Origin of the sequence: Streptomyces sp. NPDC091416 (genome assembly GCF_044756845.1) — a bacterium.
In the GTDB taxonomy this organism is placed as follows: Bacteria; Actinomycetota; Actinomycetes; order Streptomycetales; family Streptomycetaceae; genus Streptomyces.
Genome location: NZ_JBIVTU010000003.1, coordinates 1 through 16945, shown reverse-complemented (window position 1 = coordinate 16945; position 16945 = coordinate 1). Strand labels below are relative to the sequence as shown.

The window sequence follows — 16945 nt, the reverse complement described above, 5'->3', positions numbered from 1 at the left end:
CGCCGTCCGGCCGTAACGGCGACGGCCGAACCGTCGTTGGAGCGGTCAGCAGAACGAACGACAGGGGGTGGACCGTGCGTCGCACCGTACTTGAGCAGTTTCCCGCCGGGGGCCCGCGGGGCAGTTGGCCCGCGGAGGAGTTCGCCGCGGCCCGTCGCGGCGAGGGCGTGGCGGCGGAGGTCGTGATGGACCTGGAACAGGACGCGTTCCTGGTGGTGGTGCCGCAGCAGTCCTCGGACCGGGGCCGCTGACGCCCGGGCTGCCGGACCCGGCCGTCCGGCACCGGATGGCCGGTATTGCGCCGCGGGCCGCCCGCTGACGCTAAGGCGTGTCGCCCCGCCAGTCCCATTTGTTCGGATCTTCCGCGCGCGGCCCGTACTCGGCCCGGCCGCCCGCCCCGTAGGCACCGATCTCGGTGATCAGGGCGGAGCCGTCCGCCAGTGCCACCTTCGTCCAGCCGGTCACGTCCAGCAGCAGCCCGTCGAGCGGACCGCCCACCAGCTCCCGGTAGACCCGCCCCGGCTGCGGACCCGGATCCGGGTCGTCGTGATCGGCGCCGTACACCCGTCGCCGCATGATCTCGTCCATACCCGCAGGATCGCATCGACCACTGACAACGTGCTCGGCCTGTGGGCCGGTGTGACTCGATCGGAGGCACGTGCGCCGCGCCACGACACCGTCGCCGGAAAACCCGGATGCGGGTGCCACGCGGTCACTCCTAGGATGCGCCCGCAGGAAGGGCCGGGCGTCACGGCGCCCATCAGCGAAGTGGAGACACCCGGAGCATGACCAGTCAACTGTTCGCCATCTGTTTCAACGCGACTCGGCCGGCCGGTCTGGCACGGTTCTGGGGCGGAGTCCTGGGCTGGGAGCCGCTGACCGGCCCGGACGACGACGCCACACTCCTGTCCCCGGACCCCGAGGGCTTCCGTATCCGTTTCCTGCCGGGCCAGGAGCCGAAGACCGGTCAGAACCGGGCGCACTTCGACCTGACGAGCACCTCGCTCGGCGATCAGCAGCAGACGGTCGCCCGGACGCTGGAGTTCGGCGGGAAGCACATCGATGTGGGGCAGCTCCCCGAAGAGGGGCACGTGGTGCTCGCCGATCCCGACGGCAACGAGTTCTGCGTGATCGAGCCCGGCAACAAGTTCCTCGCCGACACCGGCGTCATCGGAGCCCTGGCGTGTGACGGTTCGCAGGAGGTCGGCTACTTCTGGAGCGAGGCCCTGCACTGGCCGCTGGTCTGGGACCAGGACCAGGAGACCGCGATCCAGTCACCGCACGGCGGCACGAAGATCACCTGGGGTGGCCCGCCGGTGGCGCCGAAGACGGGCACGAACAGGCTGTACTTCGAGTTGGGCCTTCCCGCCGGCGCCGACAGGGATGCGGAGATCGGCCGCCTGATCTCACTCGGCGCCGCGCTCGCGGATACCGGCCGGGGCGAGGACGAGTACGGCCGGGTGCTGATGCTCGACCCCGACGGCAACGAGTTCGCCGTACAGAGGCCCTGCTAGCGGATACTGCCGCCCTGCGATCTGTTCCTCTCGCCCTCTGAGGCGTTCGTCCGGGAAGCCCGGTTTCCCTCACCCGTTCGCCACGTACCGGCTCAGCCGGTACGTGGCCGGCTGCGTCAGGCGCCCGCACAGCGTGTCGATCCGGATCGTCGCCGCGTCGGCCCGGGCCGCCCGCAGGCTGCGCACGCGGGCGCGAAGCTCCGCGTGGTCCCCGGTCTCGAAGACCACTTCCCACCGCCCCAGGTCCGGCGCCGTGCGAGCGGCGGTCCGCCTCTCGGCCTCCTGTCGCCGCCGCCTCTTCCCCTGTCCTGGCACAGGTCAAGCATCGCGGGCGGGGGGCGGCGACAGCAAGGGAGCCGGGACAGGGACGACCGCTCACGCCCAGGAGGCGGCGGCCCGGAAAGAGCGGTACACAGGAGACGGCCTCCACCCATCCCCCACAACTTGGTCACAACTTCATCACCACCGGAACATCACCCTCCTTTGCCGGACGCGGCACGGCTACCGTCGCCTCTCCACGTACTTCCAGGGGGGACACATGTCGCACAACCCGCCGCCCAGTCAGCCGCCCTGGGGCCAGCCGCCCCAGCCGCCCCAGCCGATCGGCCCCGGTCCGTTCACGGGCCCGACGCCACCCTCGGGGCGGCCGGGCTGGGCCAGGAAGCGGATCGTCATCCCCGCTGCGGTCGTCCTGCTGTTCATAGGCGTCGGGATCGGCGCGGCGGACGACGGCGCCGAGACCGAGAAGGCCGTCACCGCAACGGCCACCGCGGCCCCCACGGTGACCGTTACAGCTACAGCGACAGCTACAGCGACCGCGACGGCCGAACCCGGGCCGGCGGTCACGGAGACCGTCACAGCCAAGCCGAAGCCGGTACCCACCGTCACGAAAACGGTGACGGTCAAGGTCACCGCCGCAGCCGGTTCCGGAACCTCCGGGGGGTCCGAGGCGGACGACGACAGCGGCGGGGCCACGTACTACGCCAACTGTTCAGCCGTCCGGGCGGCCGGCGCCGACCCCATTCGCGCCGGGGACCCCGGCTACGGGTCACACCTCGACCGCGACGGTGACGGCGTCGCCTGCGAATAGGAACCGCGGACGGGAGCCACGGACAGGAACCACGGACAGGAACCGCGGACAGGAACCGCGGACGGGAACTGAGTAGCCGTCAGCAGGCCCCTGCCCGGGTCAGCTGACGGGCAGGTTCCTGCGGGTCCCCGGTGACGAACGCCGAGAAGGGCCTGCCCCGCACTCCTGGACCAAGAACAGGAGCGAGTGCGAAGAGGCGTGCGTCAAACGCCCTTCAGGACACGGTCAAGTGCCGCTCTGCCCGCCGGACCCCAGTTCGGCTTGCCGCCGGGCAGACCTCGGTCTCCGTTCTGCCCCATGAGCATCAGGAACAGGCTCTTCATCGCGGCCAGCCCACGGGCGCGCCGGATCGCCGCATCGTCCGCATGCGCGTAGGCGTCGAAGAACCGTGAAGCCGCACCCTCGGGCAGCAGCACCCATGCGGCGGCGAGGTCCCAGGCCGGATCACCGGCGCACATGTCTCCGAAGTCGACGATGCCCGCGAGCGTTCCGTCCGAGACGACCACGTTCGCGGGATGGAGGTCGCCGTGCACCCACACCGGCGGTCCCTCCCACGCCCGGGCGGCGACGGCGTCGTCCCAGACGGCCCGGACCTCGGCAGCTCGGTCGCCGAGGGCGACGGCCTCCACGAAGTGCTCGAAGGCGTCCGTGCAGTTCCCGGGATGCGCTCCGCGGTCCGTGGAGACCGGCGCGTCGGCGGGTGCTGCCACGTGGAGCGCCCGGAGGAAGTCCGCCAGTGTGTCGGCCGCGTGGTCGCCGCGGCTGATCGAGCCCTGGTCCAGCGGCTCGCCGGGAACCCACGTCATCACGGTCCAGTGCTTGGGGAAGCGCTCGGACGGTTCACCCGAACGCACCGGTGTCGGGACCGGGAGCGGCAGGCGCGGGGCCAGCACGGGGAGCCACCGCCGCTCGTTCAGCTGGAGCTCCGGAGTCGGGTCCATGCGCTGCATGCGTACGGCCAACTCGTCCCCGAGGCGCCACATCTGGTTGCCCCAGCCGCCCTGAACCTCGCGGACGGCCAGCCCCGCAAGGTCGGGGTGCTGGTCCTGCAGCAGGTCACGGACCAGGTCTGCGGTGATCTCGATCTCGGTCATGCGGAGCCACAGTACCGAGGCCGCGGACGAGGCGGAACGGCCGACGGGGGCCTCGTGCACGCCAACTGCTCGGGCGCGTCCGCCTTGCCCGGGTCGGGCACGGCTCGGTGGGCAGTGTTGCCACGTCGAAGCGGCCCGGCCGAGACGTCAGTGGTCCCGGCATCGATCGTCAATGGGTCCCGTGCTCCGGGGCTGAACCGGCTTCCGCCGGTGCGTCCAGGGAATCAAGGTAGGTGGAGAGCTGACCGGCGGCGTGGAGCTGGGCCAACCCGCGGGCCGTCAGGTCGCGCCGCCACCCTTCCAGGGTCCTGCCCAGCGCATCGATGCTGCCGGCGTCGCGGAGTTCTCCGAGCACGGTCGCGATGGTGCCCAGGGGCCGGCCGCCTCGACGCAGCAGGTGTGCCAGTTCGGCGTCGCGCACGTCCTGTGCCTGGTAGCGGCGGTGCCCGTGCCGGTCGCGTTGCGGGGTGAGGACTCCAGCGTGCTCCCAGGCGCGCAGGGTGGCCGGGTCGAGCGCGAGGTGGCGGGCGAGTTCACCGATGCTGTGGGGCGCCCGGATGCCGGCCGTCGCATCCGGGGTGGAGGTTCCGAGGTGCGAGAGAGCCGCTTCGACGGTTCGTAGCGTGTTGCGGTCCCTGGCCAGGAGCGAGTGCCCGTCGTCGACGTGCTCCAGTGCTTCGTCGATCCGGCCGCCGGTGGCGGCATGCATGATGCGCCGGCTCGACGCGTACCCGAAGGCAGGGACGAGCGCCAGGTAGGCCGCGAGGCCGGCGGCGTGAGCGGCGGTGTAGTCGCGGTACCCCGTCCGGCTGCGGCGGGCAGGCGGGATGATTCCGGCGGCCTCGTAGTTGCGGACCGCCTGCGTGGAGAGGCCATGGCGGCGGGCCAGGTCCACGGGCCGCATGTGACCTCCGGTTGAGGGTTTGGGCGCAGATGGGGCGAAGAATGCGTCGCAGAGTCTCCACCGGGCGTTCAAGGATACGATTCAGGGCCATGGCAAAGAGCACGCACACCGTGTCCGGCGACTTCGATCTGACGATGGACGAGCTGCGCGTCGTGGCGCGTTACGTGGCTCGGCACGCGGCGGACGTCCTGCCGGTTTTCGAGCAGGCGGTTCCCGATGATCCGCGCCCCCGTGCGGCGATCGACGCGGCTCGGGCGTTCGCCAACGGTGCCGACCGGACGAGACTGCAGCGCGTCACTTCCATGGACGCTCACCGAGCCGCCCGGTCCGCGCCCTCCGAAGCCGCGCGACTGGCCGCGCGATCCGCGGGTGACGCCGCGTCGGCTGCGTACCTGCATCCCATCGCCCAGGCCGGTCAGGTCGGCCACATCCTGCGAGCCCCGGCAAGCGCCGCATACATCGGCGAGCTGGAGGCGGGCGGCGACCTCGCGCTTGTGGACGCCCTGATGGAGCGGTCGCGGCGGCGTGCGACACCGGTACTCATCGATGTGCTCTGCCGCTACCCGCTCGCGACAGGCGGCAGCAGTCGTGTCGCCCAGCTGATGAGCGCGCTGGATCACTCCCTGCGCCGGGCGGCCGAGCGGCCGCCGGTGCACACGGCAACGACCGGCCCCGGTGTGCGCGAGAGGGAGTCCACGTCATGATCCTCCCGAAGGTGCGCGACCCCCGCTTCGTGACGCTCCGCCGTGGTGGGACTCTCACTGATGCGGATCACCGTCTCCTCGCTCTGTGGGCTGCTTCCTGTGCGGAGCACGTCCTTGGTCTCTTCGAGTCGGCCCGGCCCGGGGACCCGCGACCGCGGCAGGCGATCGGGCAGGCCCGGGCCTGGGCGCGTGGCGAGGTCAGGATGATGCGGGCCCGCGCTGCGGGCGGTCATGCGATGGGGGCGGCCAGGGACCTGCGTGGGGCGGCACGGCATGCCGCGTACGCCGCCGGCCAGGCCGGGGCGGTCGCCCACGTCGCCGCGCACGAGCTCGGCGCCGCCGCCTACGCGATCAAGGCCGCACGTGCGGCGGCGCCGGAGGGCGGGAGCGGGGCCGCGGGACGACTCGAGTGCCAGTGGCAGCGCGATCAGCTCCCGGACGAGATCCGCGATCTCGTACGAGATGACCAGCGGCTGCGCAACGACATCTGCTGGTCGGTGTTCGACTGATCCGGACCCCCGTACGCACCGAGGTCCGGACCACCGCCGTCCTGAAGATCCGGACTCCCCGTAGGCCCGAGGACCGGACTACCGCCGCCCCTAGGATCCGGACTCCTCGAACACGCCGAGGACCGGACCACCGCCGTCCCAGGGACGCCCGGCACCGGTGTGGCGTACGAGCACTTCATGCCGGAGGCCGACGAGGGGCAGGGCGGCGATGGACGCCTGGTGCGTCGTGGTGGCGGCCACGCTGACGCTCTCCCCGGATTCTCCCCGGCGCCCGACCACCGTGGCCGGGCCAGAACGAAGGAGGTAGCCGGGCCGAGCCGCGCGACGCGTCTCGGCCCGGCGCCCTACCCCTTGCTGGACCCCAGCGTGAGCCCGGCGATGAAGTGCCTCTGGAGCAGCAGGAAGACCACGAGGGTCGGGAGCGCGACGATCACCGAGCCTGCGGCAAGCAGGTTGTAGTCGGTGAAGAACTGGCCGCGCAGGTTGTTCAGGGCCGAGGTGACCGGGAGTTTGTCGCCGTCGGAGATGAAGACCAGCGCCCAGAGGAAGTCGTTGTACATCCAGGTGAACTGGAGCGTCCCGAGGGCCGCGAGTGCGGGACGGCACAGCGGCAGGGTGATGCGCCAGTACTGGGTCCAGACGCCCGCCCCGTCCACGACGGCCGCCTCCAGGATCTCCTGCGGGAGGGTCCGCATGAAGTTGGCCAGGACGAAGACGCAGAAGCCGAGCTGGAATCCGACCTGCACCAGGATGACGGCCCAGTAGGAGTCGAACATCGTCATCGAGTCCGACATCCAGTAGGGCAGCGGGATGCGGTTGAAGACGACGTACAGCGGTGTGACGATCACCTGCTGCGGGAGCAGGTTGCCCGCGGTGAAGAGCATCAGCAGGACGAGCCCGCCGCGCATCCTCAGCCGGGCGAGCGCGAAGGCCACGAACGAGGCGAGGAACAGGGTGACGAGGACTCCGGGTACCGCGATGATCATGGTGTTGATGAAGTACTTCGTCATGCCGGAGTCGGTGAACGCCTGCCGGTAGTAGTCCAGCGAGAGATGGCGGGGCAGGGAGAAGTAGCCGTGCTCCGAGGTCTCGTCGTAGGGCCTGAGCGAGGCGTACACGGCGAGCAGCAGGGGGGCGAGGAAGGCGAGCGAGACCGCCATCAGGAAGGCGTGCACGCCGAGCCGGCCGGGGCGGATCCGGCGCCGGGCCGTGGCGGGGGCGGGCCGCGAAGGCGGGGCGGGGGCTGCTTGCGTGGTCATCGGTCCTTCTCCCCTCGGATCTCCTGGACCAGATACGTCACGACGAATCCCAGGGAGACGACCAGCAGGACGACGGCGATGGCGGAGCCGAACCCGATCCGGCTGGCCTCGCCGATGATGTTGTCGGTGACGAGCACCGAGAGCAGTTCCAGGCCGTTGCGGCCGTGGTTGACCGCGTAGACGATGTCGAAGGCGCGAAGCGACTCGATGACGGTGATGACGCCGACGATGACGTTGACCGGGCGCAGCGTCGGAAAGACGATGCGGAAGAAGGTCTGGGTCTCGCTCGCCCCGTCGATCGCGGCGGCCTCCTTGAGCGAGGTGTCCACGGCCTTGAGCCCGGCGAGGTAGAGGATCATCACGTAGCCGGTGTGGCGCCAGGCGGCCGCGAGCAGGACCATCCAGATGTTGAGGTCGGGATCGCCCAGCCAGTCCGTCGGTGAGGCGGTGTCGCCGATGACGGCGTTGAGTGCTCCCTGGTCGCGGGAGAAGACCAGTTGCGCGATGAAGCCGACCACCGCGAGGGAGAGCACGACGGGCATGTACAGCGTCGACTGATAGAAGCGGCTGAAGCGCACGCCCTTGTCGATGAGTACGGCCAGGAGCAGCCCGAACGGCGTGGCGACCAGCCCGAGGAAGGCGAGCCAGAGCAGGTTGTGGCGGGCGGCGGGCCAGAACTGCGGGTAGTTCGTGAAGAGGTTCGTGTAGTTGCGTGTGCCGACCCACTCGATGTCGCCGATGCCGTCCCAGCTGGTGAAGGAGAGGGCGACGGAGGCGAGCGTCGGCCCCCACACGATGGCGATGTCGAGCAGGACGGGTATGCCGAGCAGGGCACCGAGTACGACGAGGTCGCGGCGGGTGAACCGTCGCGAGCCACGTCGTCCGGTGCGCCGCCCCGAGATGAACGACACGGTCGGTACTCCCGGTTCAGTCCGAGGCGAAGATGGTCTTCTTCTGCCGTTCGATGTCGTTGACCAGGCCGTCCACGTCGTTCGGACTGCTGATGAACTTCTGGATCGCCGGGATCATGACCGTGGACGCGAAGTCCGGACGGGTGTCGCGGTCCAGGAACTGGGAGATCTGCTTCGCCCCCGACACCAGCTCGACGGCCTTCTTCTGGATGGCGGAGTACTGGGAGGTGTCCGCCCGGTCGTTGACCGCGATGTTGTTCGGGTCGCTCTTGAGGTAGATGTCCTCCGCCTTGCCGGTGGCGAGCCACTTCAGCAGGTCCTTGGCACTCTCCAGGCTCTTCTCGTTCTTGAGGCTCTTCGACTTCTTCGCCAGCAGGAAGCCGTCGATCGGCGCCTCGACGGCGTCCTGGCCGTGTTCCGGGTTGATGACGGGGAAGGGGAAGAAGTCGAGGTCGTCCTGTTCCGCCTCGGGGAACTGGGCGCCTGGGTGCGGCAGCCCGAAGACCGCCATGCCCGCGTCACGCTTCTGAAGGCTGGTGGCCGCCTCCTGCCAGGTGCGGCCGTTGGCGCCCTGCTGGCAGTACGGGAGGAGGCGCCGCCAGGTGTCGAAGACTTCCCTGACACGCTTGTCCGTCCAGGCTTCCTCGCCTGCCATCAGACTCTTGTGGAACGCGTAACCGTTGCTCCGCATATTGATGTAGTCGAAGGTGCCCATCGCGGGCCAGCCGTCCTTGTCGCAGAAAGCGATGGGATCCAGCTTGTCCTTCTTCATCTGCTTGGCCAGGGCCACGTACTCGTCGAGCGTCCTGGGCGCCTGGTAGCCCCGTTCGGTGAAGAGGCTCTTGCGGTGGAAGACGGCCCACGGATAGTAGTAGTACGGCGTGAGGTACTGCTTGCCGTCCTCACCGGTGGACTGGGCCTTCAGCGCGTCCGAGAACCCCTCGTAGCCCTCCCAGTTGTCGCTGATGTCGTACAGCAGCCCCTTCTTGGCGAAGAACTGCATGCGGTATCCGGCGAACCACATGAAGACGTCGTCGGGCTTTCCCTGCAGATAGCGGTTGATGTTCTCCTGGAAGGTGTTGTGGTCAACGGTGTTGACCTTCACCTTTCGGCCGTCGGACTGACCGGCATAGGCCTTGAAGGCGTCGGCGAAGGCCTTTTTCGGAATGGGGTCCGACGCGTTCGATCCCAGAGCGATGGTCTTGCCGTCACCGCCCGGCCCGCCTCCGCACGCGGCGAGCAGGGCGGGCAGCGTGACCGCTCCGGCTCCGACTGCCGCGCCACGCAGCAGAGTCCGCCTGGACACCCGGTGTCCCGTGACGCCGCCGGGCTGATCTGACCTGTCGTACGAGTGCGCCATGACCCCCTCCTCCGGAAGGCAACCCAACACAACCGAACGTGCGCTTGGATCTCACCCCCAACGAGCAGCGACGTCAAGGGTTTTGACGAGATACCGAACAACCGGCACTGCCCCTCTTCCAACAGACTTCAACACGCTCTAACGTAATCGCTCGACTTGGCGTGCACATGTCGCCACTCGATCCGGCACGAGTACGGAGGAACGTAACGATGCGTCATCTTCCAAGCCGTACAACCCGCACAAGCCGCCACAGAGTCGTCGGAGCGCTGACCGCAGGCCTCCTGTGCGCGGCGGGAATCACCGTTCCCGCCGCCGCGCAGTCCCCCGCCCCGGCGCCGGCGGCCGGCACGCGGGCGGACAACGGTCTCGCGCTCACTCCCCCGATGGGGTTCAACAATTGGAACTCGACCCATTGCCGCGCCGAGTTCAACGAGGAGATGGTCAAGTCAATCGCCGACATCTTCGTCGAGAAGGGGCTCAGGGAGGCGGGCTACGAATTCGTCAACCTGGACGACTGCTGGGCGAAGCCGCAGCGTAATGCGGACGGCAAGCTCGAAGCGGACCCGGTGCGATTCCCGCACGGAATCGGGGCTGTTGCGGACTACGTCCACTCGAAGGGTCTCAAGCTCGGCATCTACACCAGCGCGGGCACCAAGACCTGCGACAGCGTCGGGCTTCCGGGAGCGCTCGGCCACGAGTACAGCGATGCCCGGCAGTTCGCGGACTGGGGCGTCGACTACCTCAAGTACGACAACTGCAACAACCAGGGTGTGGACGCGAAAGAGCGCTATACGACCATGCGGGACGCGCTGGCGGCCACCGGCCGCCCGATCGTCTACAGCATCTGCGAATGGGGCCAGAACAAGCCCTGGGAATGGGCCGCCGGACTGGGCAACCTCTGGCGCACCACGGGCGACATCAACGACAGCTGGAGCAGCATGCTGTCGATCATGAAGCAGAACCTGCCGCTCGCCGCCGCCGCGGGTCCCGGCCACTGGAACGACCCCGACATGCTGGAGGTCGGCAACGGCGGGATGACGGACACGGAGTACCGCACCCACTTCTCCATGTGGTCGGTCATGGCCGCGCCGCTGCTCATCGGCGCGGATCTGCGCACGGCGACGCCCGAGACGTACCGGATCCTCTCGAACCGGGAGGTCATCGCCGTCGACCAGGACCCGCTGGGCAAGCAGGGCGTCGTGCTCTCCTCCGAAGGCGGCCGCTGGGTCGTCGCCAAGGAGATGCAGGACGGCAGCCGGGTGGTGGCGCTGTTCAACGAGACCGGGAGCGCGCAGCGGATCTCGACGACGGCCGCCGCGACGGGGCTTCCCGCGGCCGACGCGTACACCGTGCGCGATCTGTGGGCGCAGACCACGCGCAATACCGCGGGCGGCCTCTCCGCGACGGTACCGGCCCACGGGACCGTACTGCTGCGCGTGGCCGCCGACCGCCACTGGGCGGCGTATCCGCCGGCGGTGGAACTGGCTCTGGGCGGAAGCCCGCTGGTGGAGGCGGGCCGCACGGCAGGGCTGACGACGACGGTCACCGATCTGGGACGGACCCCCGCCGTCAAGGTGTCGGCCGCGCTCACCGGGCCGTCCGGCTGGCGGATCGCGGCCGGCTCCGCGACCGCGGCACCGGTCCTGCCGACGGGAGGCGCGCTGACCACCCGCTGGCGGGTGACGGCTCCGCCGGGCACGGCCACCGGCACCTACGACCTGACGCTCACCGCGCGGTACCGCTCGCCCGCCGGACAGCAGGTCCGGTCCTCGGTGCCGTTCCAGGCCCATGTGGTGGTGGCGCCACCGGCCGGCGGCGGCTACCTGAGCGACCTGCCGCAGCTCACCGCGTCCAACGGCTACGGACCGGTGGAGAAGGACACCAGCAACGGCGAGAGCGCGGCGGGCGACGGCCATCCGCTGACCATCGGCAGTGAGGTGTACGCCAAGGGGCTGGGGGTGCATGCGGCCAGTGCCGTCGAGTACTACGCGGGCGGCGCGTGCGGCACGGTGACGGCACGCGTCGGGGTCGACGACGAGAAGGGAGCCAAGGGAAGCGTGGCCTTCGAGATCTGGGCGGACGGTACGAAGGCGGCGTCGACCGGGGTCCTGACCAACGCCATGGCGGCGCAGTCCGTCTCGGCGGACGTGAGTGGTGCCCAGGTCGTACGCCTGGTGGTCACCGACGGCGGCGACGGCGTCGACTCCGACCACGGGGACTGGGCGGACCTCCGCATCACCTGCTGAGGCCGTACGGGGAGCCGGGTGGCGGCGTCCTGCGTCGCCACCCGGCTCGGCCTCTCCGTGGGACGCCACCGACTGGCTCGGCGACCCGGACCTGAACCTGTGGGCCGTTCTCCTGGAAGCCACCTGACGGCAGGCCGGGTCCGCCCTCCGTGACCATTTCCGCGCGTTGCGATCGCACGCACCGGACGCCGACGGGCCCGCCCTGCGCGCGGACGGCGCTCCTTTCGGATCACGCCTCAGGCGGAGAGCACCCCGTCCGCGGCCACGCGCGCGGCGAAGGCCGCCGCCGCCGCGCCCACCAGCCCCGCGTCGTTCCCCATGACCGCCGGCGCCACGGTCAGCTTCTGCACGAACGACAGCGTCGCGTACCGCCGCAGGGCGCTGCGCAACGGGGCGAACAGCACCTCGCCGGCATTGGCCACGCCGCCGCCGATCACCGCGATGTCGATCTCGACCAGAGAGGCCGTCGCGGCGATGCCCGCGGCCAGCGCCTGCGCCGCCCGCTCGAACGAGGCCACCGCGACCGGGTCTCCCGCCGCGGCGGCGGCCGCGACCGCCGCCGCCGTCGCGTCACCGTCCGGACCGGGCCGCCAGCCGCCCTCCTGCGCGCGGCGGGCGATGTTGGGGCCGCTGGCGATGCGCTCGACGCAGCCGCGCGCGCCGCAGGGGCACAGGTCGCCGTCGAGGTCGACGCTGATGTGCCCGATGTGGCCCGCGTTGCCGCTCGGGCCGGGGTGCAGCGCGCCGCCGAGGACGAGCCCGCCTCCGACGCCGGTCGACACGACCATGCACAGCGCGTTGTCGTGGCCCCGGGCCGCGCCCAGCCAGTGCTCGGCCGCGGCGATCGCGACGCCGTCGCAGACCAGCTCGACGGGAAGACCGCCGGTCGCCGCCCCGACTCGCTCCACCAGCGGGAAGTCCCGCCACCCGGGCACGTTCACGGGGCTGACCGTGCCGGCGACGGCGTCCACCGGACCGGCGCTGCCGATGCCCACGGCGGAGACCCGGCTCCACAGCGGCGACGCGGACAGTTCCGCCAGCACATCCGCCACCGACGCCATCACCGTCTCGCTGTCCTCACGGGCGGGCGTCGGACGCTGCACCCGGACGCGGAGCGTGCCGTCGCCGTCGACCAACGCCCCGGCGATCTTGGTGCCGCCGATGTCCAGCGCGGCGACGAGGTCGGTATGCATCGGTGTGGCTCCGTGGGTGAGGTGGTGGGACCTGCGACTTCAGTCAATAGTCTGCACAGTCTCCATTCCTCTGACAACGTTGTCCAGGGCCTATGCTCGACGCCACAGCCTCCGGCCTCATCCACGGCACCCGCCGCGGCGCTCCCGGACCGCCCGTACCCGACGACAGGACAGCGCATCGTGGCCGAGACCACCCGTCATCCCGAGCCCCGCTACGGCAGCCGGCCGACCATGAAGGACGTGGCGGCCCGTGCCGGAGTGGGCCTCAAGACGGTCTCACGCGTGGTCAACAGCGAGCCGGGGGTCACACCCGACACCGAGCGCCGGGTCCAGGAGGCCATCGACGCACTGGGCTTCCGCCGCAACGACAGTGCGCGGGTGCTGCGCAAGGGCCGCACCGCGTCGATCGGCCTGGTGCTGGAGGACCTGGCGGACCCGTTCTACGGCCCGCTGAGCCGCGCCGTGGAAGAGGTGGCCCGGGCGCACGGCGCCCTGCTCATCAACGGCTCCAGCGCCGAGGACCCGGAGCGTGAGGAGGAGCTCGTGCTCGCCCTGTGCGCGCGGCGGGTCGACGGGCTCATCGTGATTCCGGCCGGGGACGACCACCGCTACCTGGAGCCGGAGATCAAGGCGGGCATAGCGACGGTGTTCGTGGACCGTCCGGCGGGCCGGATCGAGGCCGACATGGTGCTCTCGGACAGTTTCGGGGGCGCCCGCGAGGGTGTCGCCCATCTGATCGCACACGGCCATCGCCGCATCGGGTTCATCGGTGACCAGCCGAGGATCCACACGGCCACCGAGCGTCTGCGCGGCTACCACACCGCCATGACCGACGCCGGGATAACGGTCGACGAGTCCTGGGTCTCGCTCGGCTCCACGGAACCCGAACGGGTCCGGCTCGCCGTCGAGACCATGCTCTCCGGCCCCGAACCCGTCACCGCGCTCTTCTCGGGCAACAACCGTGTGACGGTCACAGCGGTACGCGTATTGGCCGGCCGGGAACGACCGGTCGCCCTGGTCGGGTTCGACGACATCGAGCTCGCGGACCTGCTCGGCATCACCGTCATCTCCCAGGACGCGGCGGCCGTCGGGCGCACCGCGGCCGAGCACCTCTTCCGCAGGCTCGACGGCGCCGATCACAGCCCGGCACGCGTCGAGCTGCCGACGAAGCTGATCCCGCGCGGTTCGGGCGAGCTGCGCCCGGCCTGAGAGGCTCCGGGCCGGGCGCGGCAGGCGCGGGCGGACTACGGCGTGGTCACCGTCAGTCCGCCACGCCGCGGTGAGGCGAAGGCGTCCAGGTCCGCGCGGGTCAGCCCGGTCAGCCGGGCCACCTCGGCGGTGTCCAGGGCTCCGCAGTCGATGCCCCGCAGCAGATAGCCGCTGAGCGCCTTGGCGGTGGCGGGTTCGTCCATCACGTCGCCGCCCGCCTTCGCGACGTAGGCGGCGAGCCGGGCCGCGGCCTGCTCCAGACCCTCGCGGTAGAAGGTGTAGACGGCCGCGTAGCGGGTCGGGAGATGGCCCGGGTGCATGTCCCAGCCCTGGTAGTAGGCGCGGGCCAGGGCGCGCCTGGTGAGCCCGTAGTGGAGCCGCCAGGCCTCGTGGACCTGGGGGGTGGGCCCCACGGGCAGCACGTTGGTGGAGCCGTCGGAGACACGTACTCCGGTGCCCGCGGCGGCCACCTGCATCACGGCCTTCGCATGGTCGGCCGCCGGATGGTCGCTCGCCTGATAGGCGGCGCTGACCCCGACGCAGGCGCTGTAGTCGAACGTGCCGTAGTGCAGGCCCGTCGCCCGGCCCTGCGCGGCATCGATCATGCGGGCGACGGCGGCGGTGCCGTCGGCGGCGAGGATCGACTGACTGGTCTCGATCTGGATCTCGAAGCCGAGCCGCCCGGCGGGCAGGGCGTGTGCCTTCTCGAAGGCCTTGAGGAGCTGGACGAAGGCGGTGACCTGTTCGGGGTACGTGACCTTCGGCAGCGTGAGCACGAGCCCTTCGGGGAGGCCGCCCGCCTCCATCAGGCCCGTGAGGAAGACGTCCGTGGTCCGGATGGACCGGTCGCGTACCCCGGCTTCCATGCACTTCATCCGGATGCCCATGTACGGCGCCGCCGTGTCGTTCGCGTACGCCTCGGAGACCAGGCGGGCCGCGCGGGCGGCGGCCTCGTCCTCCTCGGCGTCTGACCGGGGGCCGTAGCCGTCCTCGAAGTCGATCCGCAGGTCCTCGACGGGCTCGCGGGTCAGCTTGGCGCGTACGCGGTCGTGGACCGGCCCGGCGAGCTCCTCCGGGATCCCCAGCACCGCGGCGAACGCGGCCGCGTCGGGGGCGTGCTCGTCGAGCGCCTCCAGCGCCCGGCCGCCCCAGGAGCGGATGGTGTCCGCGGTGAAGGTGTCCCCGGGTACGTAGACCGTGTGGACGGGCTGGCGCGTTCCGGGATCGCCCGGGTAGCGGCGGGCGAGTTCGGCGTCCACCGCCGTGAGGGAGGCGCTGATCCCGTCGCTGACCGCACCGGCGAGGCTCGTCGCCACCTTCTCCTGCTGACCCATTTCCGCACCCTCCACGCTCACTGTTTCCGCTTCCCGGAATCAACAATCCGTATAGTGAAGTTATAAGGCTGTCGTATCTGCGTCAATGGTGATCGGAAAGGGCCCGGGGCCGCGCGGTGGGTCTCACCGTGCGGCCCCGGGCCCTTGTGCCGTGCCGTGTGCTGTGGGGCGGGGTCAGCCCTTGCGGGCGGTGACCTCGTCGGTGAGCTGGGGGACGACGTTGAAGAGGTCACCGACGACGCCGTAGTCGACGAGGTCGAAGATGGGGGCCTCGGCGTCCTTGTTGATCGCGACGATCGTCTTCGAGGTCTGCATGCCCGCGCGGTGCTGGATCGCGCCGGAGATGCCGGAGGCGATGTAGAGCTGCGGCGAGACGGACTTGCCGGTCTGGCCGACCTGGTTGGTGTGCGGGTACCAGCCGGCGTCGACCGCGGCGCGCGAGGCGCCGACGGCGGCACCGAGCGAGTCGGCGAGGGCCTCGATGACCGCGAAGTTCTCCGCGCCGTTCACGCCACGGCCGCCCGAGACGACGATCGCGGCCTCGGTCAGTTCCGGACGGCCGGTCGACTCACGCGGGGTACGGGACAGCACCTTGGTCCCGGTGGCCTGCCCGGAGAAGGAGACCGTGAGGGCCTCGACGGCACCGGCGGCCGGTGCCTGCTCGACCGGGGCCGAGTTCGGCTTCACCGTGATCACCGGGACGCCCTTGGAGACACGGGACTTCGTCGTGAACGACGCCGCGAACGCGGACTGCGTGGCGACCGGGCCCTGCTCACCGGCCTCCAGGTCGACGGCGTCGGTGATGATGCCCGACCCGATCCGGACCGCGAGACGGGCCGCGATCTCCTTGGCCTCCGCGGAGGAGGGCAGCAGCACGGCAGCCGGCGACACCGCGTCACAGGCGGCCTGGAGCGCGTCGACCTTCGGCACGACGAGGTAGTCGGCGAACTCGGCGGCCTCAGCCGTCAGCACCCTGACGGCACCGTGCTCGGCGAGCGCGGCAGCGGTGTCCGCTGCGCCGCTGCCCAGCGCCACCGCGACGGGCTCACCGATCCGGCGCGCCAGCGTCAGCAGCTCCAGCGTGGGCTTGCGGACGGCACCGTCCACGTGGTCGACATAGACGAGAACTTCAGCCATGGGACTTCAATCTCCTGCGATTGAACGAAGAAACTACGAAGGAATGCGCGAGCGGGGCTCAGATGAACTTCTGGCCGGCCAGGAACTCGGCCAGCTGCTTGCCGCCCTCGCCCTCGTCCTTGACGATCGTGCCCGCGGTACGGGCCGGACGCTGCGCCGCGGAGTCGACCGCGGTCCACGCGCCGGCCAGACCGACCTCGTCCGCGTCGATGCCCAGATCATCCAGATCCAGCGACTGGACCGGCTTCTTCTTCGCCGCCATGATCCCCTTGAACGACGGGTAACGGGCCTCGCCCGACTGGTCGGTCACCGACACGACCGCCGGCAGCGACGCCTCCAGCTGCTCCGAGGCAGAGTCGCCGTCACGACGCCCGCGCACGACACCACCCTCGACCGACACCTCCGACAGCAGCGTCACCTGCGGCACACCCAGCCGCTCCGCCACCAGCGCCGGAACCACACCCATCGTGCCGTCCGTCGA

The 16945-nt window shown here is 70.6% G+C and carries 19 protein-coding genes; 7 read left to right on the top strand and 12 right to left on the bottom strand.

Going from position 1 to position 16945, the window contains the following annotated elements; all coding sequences use genetic code 11:
* Positions 1 to 74: 74 nt before the first annotated feature.
* Entirely contained in the window at positions 75 to 251 is a 177-nt protein-coding gene (locus ACIQMX_RS10855) for a hypothetical protein (protein WP_187284892.1), read from the top strand.
* A 70-nt stretch (positions 252 to 321) separates the two neighbouring features.
* Here ACIQMX_RS10855 and ACIQMX_RS10850 read toward each other — a convergent pair whose 3' ends face one another.
* The gene (locus ACIQMX_RS10850) at positions 322 to 588 is read right to left on the bottom strand and encodes a hypothetical protein (RefSeq protein ID WP_359087057.1); all 267 of its coding nucleotides are present in this window, start codon (positions 586 to 588) and stop codon (positions 322 to 324) included.
* Positions 589 to 785: 197 nt separating this feature from the next.
* Here ACIQMX_RS10850 and ACIQMX_RS10845 point away from each other — a divergent pair, with 197 nt between their 5' ends.
* Positions 786 to 1514: a VOC family protein gene (locus tag ACIQMX_RS10845; RefSeq protein ID WP_402476577.1), complete on the top strand. Its 729-nt coding sequence runs from the start codon at positions 786 to 788 to the stop codon at positions 1512 to 1514.
* Positions 1515 to 1583: 69 nt separating this feature from the next.
* On the opposite strand, the gene ACIQMX_RS10840 is transcribed toward ACIQMX_RS10845, so the two are convergent.
* Positions 1584 to 1742 (bottom strand): hypothetical protein, encoded by a 159-nt coding sequence (locus tag ACIQMX_RS10840; RefSeq protein WP_363077925.1) that lies wholly within the window; start codon positions 1740 to 1742, stop codon positions 1584 to 1586.
* A 310-nt stretch (positions 1743 to 2052) separates the two neighbouring features.
* On the opposite strand from ACIQMX_RS10840, the gene ACIQMX_RS10835 reads away from it, so the two are divergent.
* On the top strand, positions 2053 to 2604 hold the full coding sequence (locus tag ACIQMX_RS10835) for an excalibur calcium-binding domain-containing protein (protein WP_402476574.1): 552 nt from the start codon (positions 2053 to 2055) through the stop codon (positions 2602 to 2604).
* A gap of 203 nt (positions 2605 to 2807) precedes the next feature.
* Here the strand turns inward: ACIQMX_RS10835 and ACIQMX_RS10830 are convergent, their stop codons facing one another.
* A complete protein-coding gene (locus ACIQMX_RS10830) occupies positions 2808 to 3698 on the bottom strand; it encodes an aminoglycoside phosphotransferase family protein (protein ID WP_402476571.1) in 891 nt (296 codons plus the stop codon).
* A 169-nt stretch (positions 3699 to 3867) separates the two neighbouring features.
* Positions 3868 to 4602 (bottom strand): MerR family transcriptional regulator, encoded by a 735-nt coding sequence (locus tag ACIQMX_RS10825; protein ID WP_402476568.1) that lies wholly within the window; start codon positions 4600 to 4602, stop codon positions 3868 to 3870.
* An 89-nt stretch (positions 4603 to 4691) separates the two neighbouring features.
* Here ACIQMX_RS10825 and ACIQMX_RS10820 point away from each other — a divergent pair, with 89 nt between their 5' ends.
* Together ACIQMX_RS10820 and ACIQMX_RS10815 are read left to right on the top strand one after the other, a co-directional pair.
* Entirely contained in the window at positions 4692 to 5306 is a 615-nt protein-coding gene (locus ACIQMX_RS10820; RefSeq protein ID WP_402476566.1) for a putative immunity protein, read from the top strand.
* Entirely contained in the window at positions 5303 to 5815 is a 513-nt protein-coding gene (locus ACIQMX_RS10815) for a putative immunity protein (RefSeq protein ID WP_363077934.1), read from the top strand. The genes ACIQMX_RS10820 and ACIQMX_RS10815 overlap by 4 nt, the downstream gene beginning before the upstream one ends.
* 90 nt (positions 5816 to 5905) lie before the next feature.
* Here the strand turns inward: ACIQMX_RS10815 and ACIQMX_RS10810 are convergent, their stop codons facing one another.
* The 4 genes from ACIQMX_RS10810 to ACIQMX_RS10795 all read right to left on the bottom strand — a co-directional run bounded on the left by ACIQMX_RS10810 (position 5906) and on the right by ACIQMX_RS10795 (position 9345).
* Positions 5906 to 6055, bottom strand: coding sequence for a hypothetical protein (locus tag ACIQMX_RS10810; RefSeq protein ID WP_402476563.1), 150 nt, complete (start codon positions 6053 to 6055; stop codon positions 5906 to 5908).
* 104 nt (positions 6056 to 6159) lie between these two features.
* Entirely contained in the window at positions 6160 to 7074 is a 915-nt protein-coding gene (locus tag ACIQMX_RS10805; RefSeq protein WP_402476560.1) for a carbohydrate ABC transporter permease, read from the bottom strand.
* Positions 7071 to 7985: a sugar ABC transporter permease gene (locus ACIQMX_RS10800; RefSeq protein ID WP_363077940.1), complete on the bottom strand. Its 915-nt coding sequence runs from the start codon at positions 7983 to 7985 to the stop codon at positions 7071 to 7073. The genes ACIQMX_RS10805 and ACIQMX_RS10800 overlap by 4 nt, the downstream gene beginning before the upstream one ends.
* Before the next feature lie 16 nt (positions 7986 to 8001).
* Positions 8002 to 9345, bottom strand: coding sequence for an ABC transporter substrate-binding protein (locus tag ACIQMX_RS10795; RefSeq protein ID WP_402476557.1), 1344 nt, complete (start codon positions 9343 to 9345; stop codon positions 8002 to 8004).
* Between the two features lie 209 nt (positions 9346 to 9554).
* Here ACIQMX_RS10795 and ACIQMX_RS10790 point away from each other — a divergent pair, with 209 nt between their 5' ends.
* A complete protein-coding gene (locus tag ACIQMX_RS10790) occupies positions 9555 to 11591 on the top strand; it encodes an NPCBM/NEW2 domain-containing protein (RefSeq protein WP_402476555.1) in 2037 nt (678 codons plus the stop codon).
* Positions 11592 to 11827: 236 nt separating this feature from the next.
* On the opposite strand, the gene ACIQMX_RS10785 is transcribed toward ACIQMX_RS10790, so the two are convergent.
* Entirely contained in the window at positions 11828 to 12784 is a 957-nt protein-coding gene (locus ACIQMX_RS10785; protein WP_402476552.1) for an ROK family protein, read from the bottom strand.
* Positions 12785 to 12964: 180 nt separating this feature from the next.
* On the opposite strand from ACIQMX_RS10785, the gene ACIQMX_RS10780 reads away from it, so the two are divergent.
* On the top strand, positions 12965 to 13993 hold the full coding sequence (locus ACIQMX_RS10780) for a LacI family DNA-binding transcriptional regulator (protein WP_363077948.1): 1029 nt from the start codon (positions 12965 to 12967) through the stop codon (positions 13991 to 13993).
* Positions 13994 to 14028: 35 nt separating this feature from the next.
* Here the strand turns inward: ACIQMX_RS10780 and ACIQMX_RS10775 are convergent, their stop codons facing one another.
* From ACIQMX_RS10775 to ACIQMX_RS10765, 3 genes are all read right to left on the bottom strand, one after another.
* The gene (locus tag ACIQMX_RS10775; RefSeq protein WP_402476549.1) at positions 14029 to 15327 is read right to left on the bottom strand and encodes a DUF6986 family protein; all 1299 of its coding nucleotides are present in this window, start codon (positions 15325 to 15327) and stop codon (positions 14029 to 14031) included.
* Between the two features lie 174 nt (positions 15328 to 15501).
* Positions 15502 to 16464: an electron transfer flavoprotein subunit alpha/FixB family protein gene (locus ACIQMX_RS10770; protein ID WP_363078976.1), complete on the bottom strand. Its 963-nt coding sequence runs from the start codon at positions 16462 to 16464 to the stop codon at positions 15502 to 15504.
* A 58-nt stretch (positions 16465 to 16522) separates the two neighbouring features.
* The coding region (locus ACIQMX_RS10765; protein WP_402476545.1) for an electron transfer flavoprotein subunit beta/FixA family protein at positions 16523 to 16945 on the bottom strand (423 nt) is incomplete at its 5' end.

Excerpts from the sequence above, each read along its gene's own strand:
- ACIQMX_RS10770 (WP_363078976.1), bottom strand. The coding sequence starts at position 16,464 with ATGGCTGAAGTTCTCGTCTATGTCGACCACGTGGACGGTGCCGTCCGC.
- ACIQMX_RS10775 (WP_402476549.1), bottom strand. The coding sequence starts at position 15,327 with ATGGGTCAGCAGGAGAAGGTGGCGACGAGCCTCGCCGGTGCGGTCAGC.
- ACIQMX_RS10850 (WP_359087057.1), bottom strand. The coding sequence starts at position 588 with ATGGACGAGATCATGCGGCGACGGGTGTACGGCGCCGATCACGACGAC.
- ACIQMX_RS10820 (WP_402476566.1), top strand. The coding sequence starts at position 4,692 with ATGGCAAAGAGCACGCACACCGTGTCCGGCGACTTCGATCTGACGATG.
- ACIQMX_RS10830 (WP_402476571.1), bottom strand. The coding sequence starts at position 3,698 with ATGACCGAGATCGAGATCACCGCAGACCTGGTCCGTGACCTGCTGCAG.
- ACIQMX_RS10785 (WP_402476552.1), bottom strand. The coding sequence starts at position 12,784 with ATGCATACCGACCTCGTCGCCGCGCTGGACATCGGCGGCACCAAGATC.
- ACIQMX_RS10835 (WP_402476574.1), top strand. The coding sequence starts at position 2,053 with ATGTCGCACAACCCGCCGCCCAGTCAGCCGCCCTGGGGCCAGCCGCCC.
- ACIQMX_RS10795 (WP_402476557.1), bottom strand. The coding sequence starts at position 9,345 with ATGGCGCACTCGTACGACAGGTCAGATCAGCCCGGCGGCGTCACGGGA.
- ACIQMX_RS10825 (WP_402476568.1), bottom strand. The coding sequence starts at position 4,602 with ATGCGGCCCGTGGACCTGGCCCGCCGCCATGGCCTCTCCACGCAGGCG.
- ACIQMX_RS10805 (WP_402476560.1), bottom strand. The coding sequence starts at position 7,074 with ATGACCACGCAAGCAGCCCCCGCCCCGCCTTCGCGGCCCGCCCCCGCC.
- ACIQMX_RS10790 (WP_402476555.1), top strand. The coding sequence starts at position 9,555 with ATGCGTCATCTTCCAAGCCGTACAACCCGCACAAGCCGCCACAGAGTC.
- ACIQMX_RS10845 (WP_402476577.1), top strand. The coding sequence starts at position 786 with ATGACCAGTCAACTGTTCGCCATCTGTTTCAACGCGACTCGGCCGGCC.
- ACIQMX_RS10815 (WP_363077934.1), top strand. The coding sequence starts at position 5,303 with ATGATCCTCCCGAAGGTGCGCGACCCCCGCTTCGTGACGCTCCGCCGT.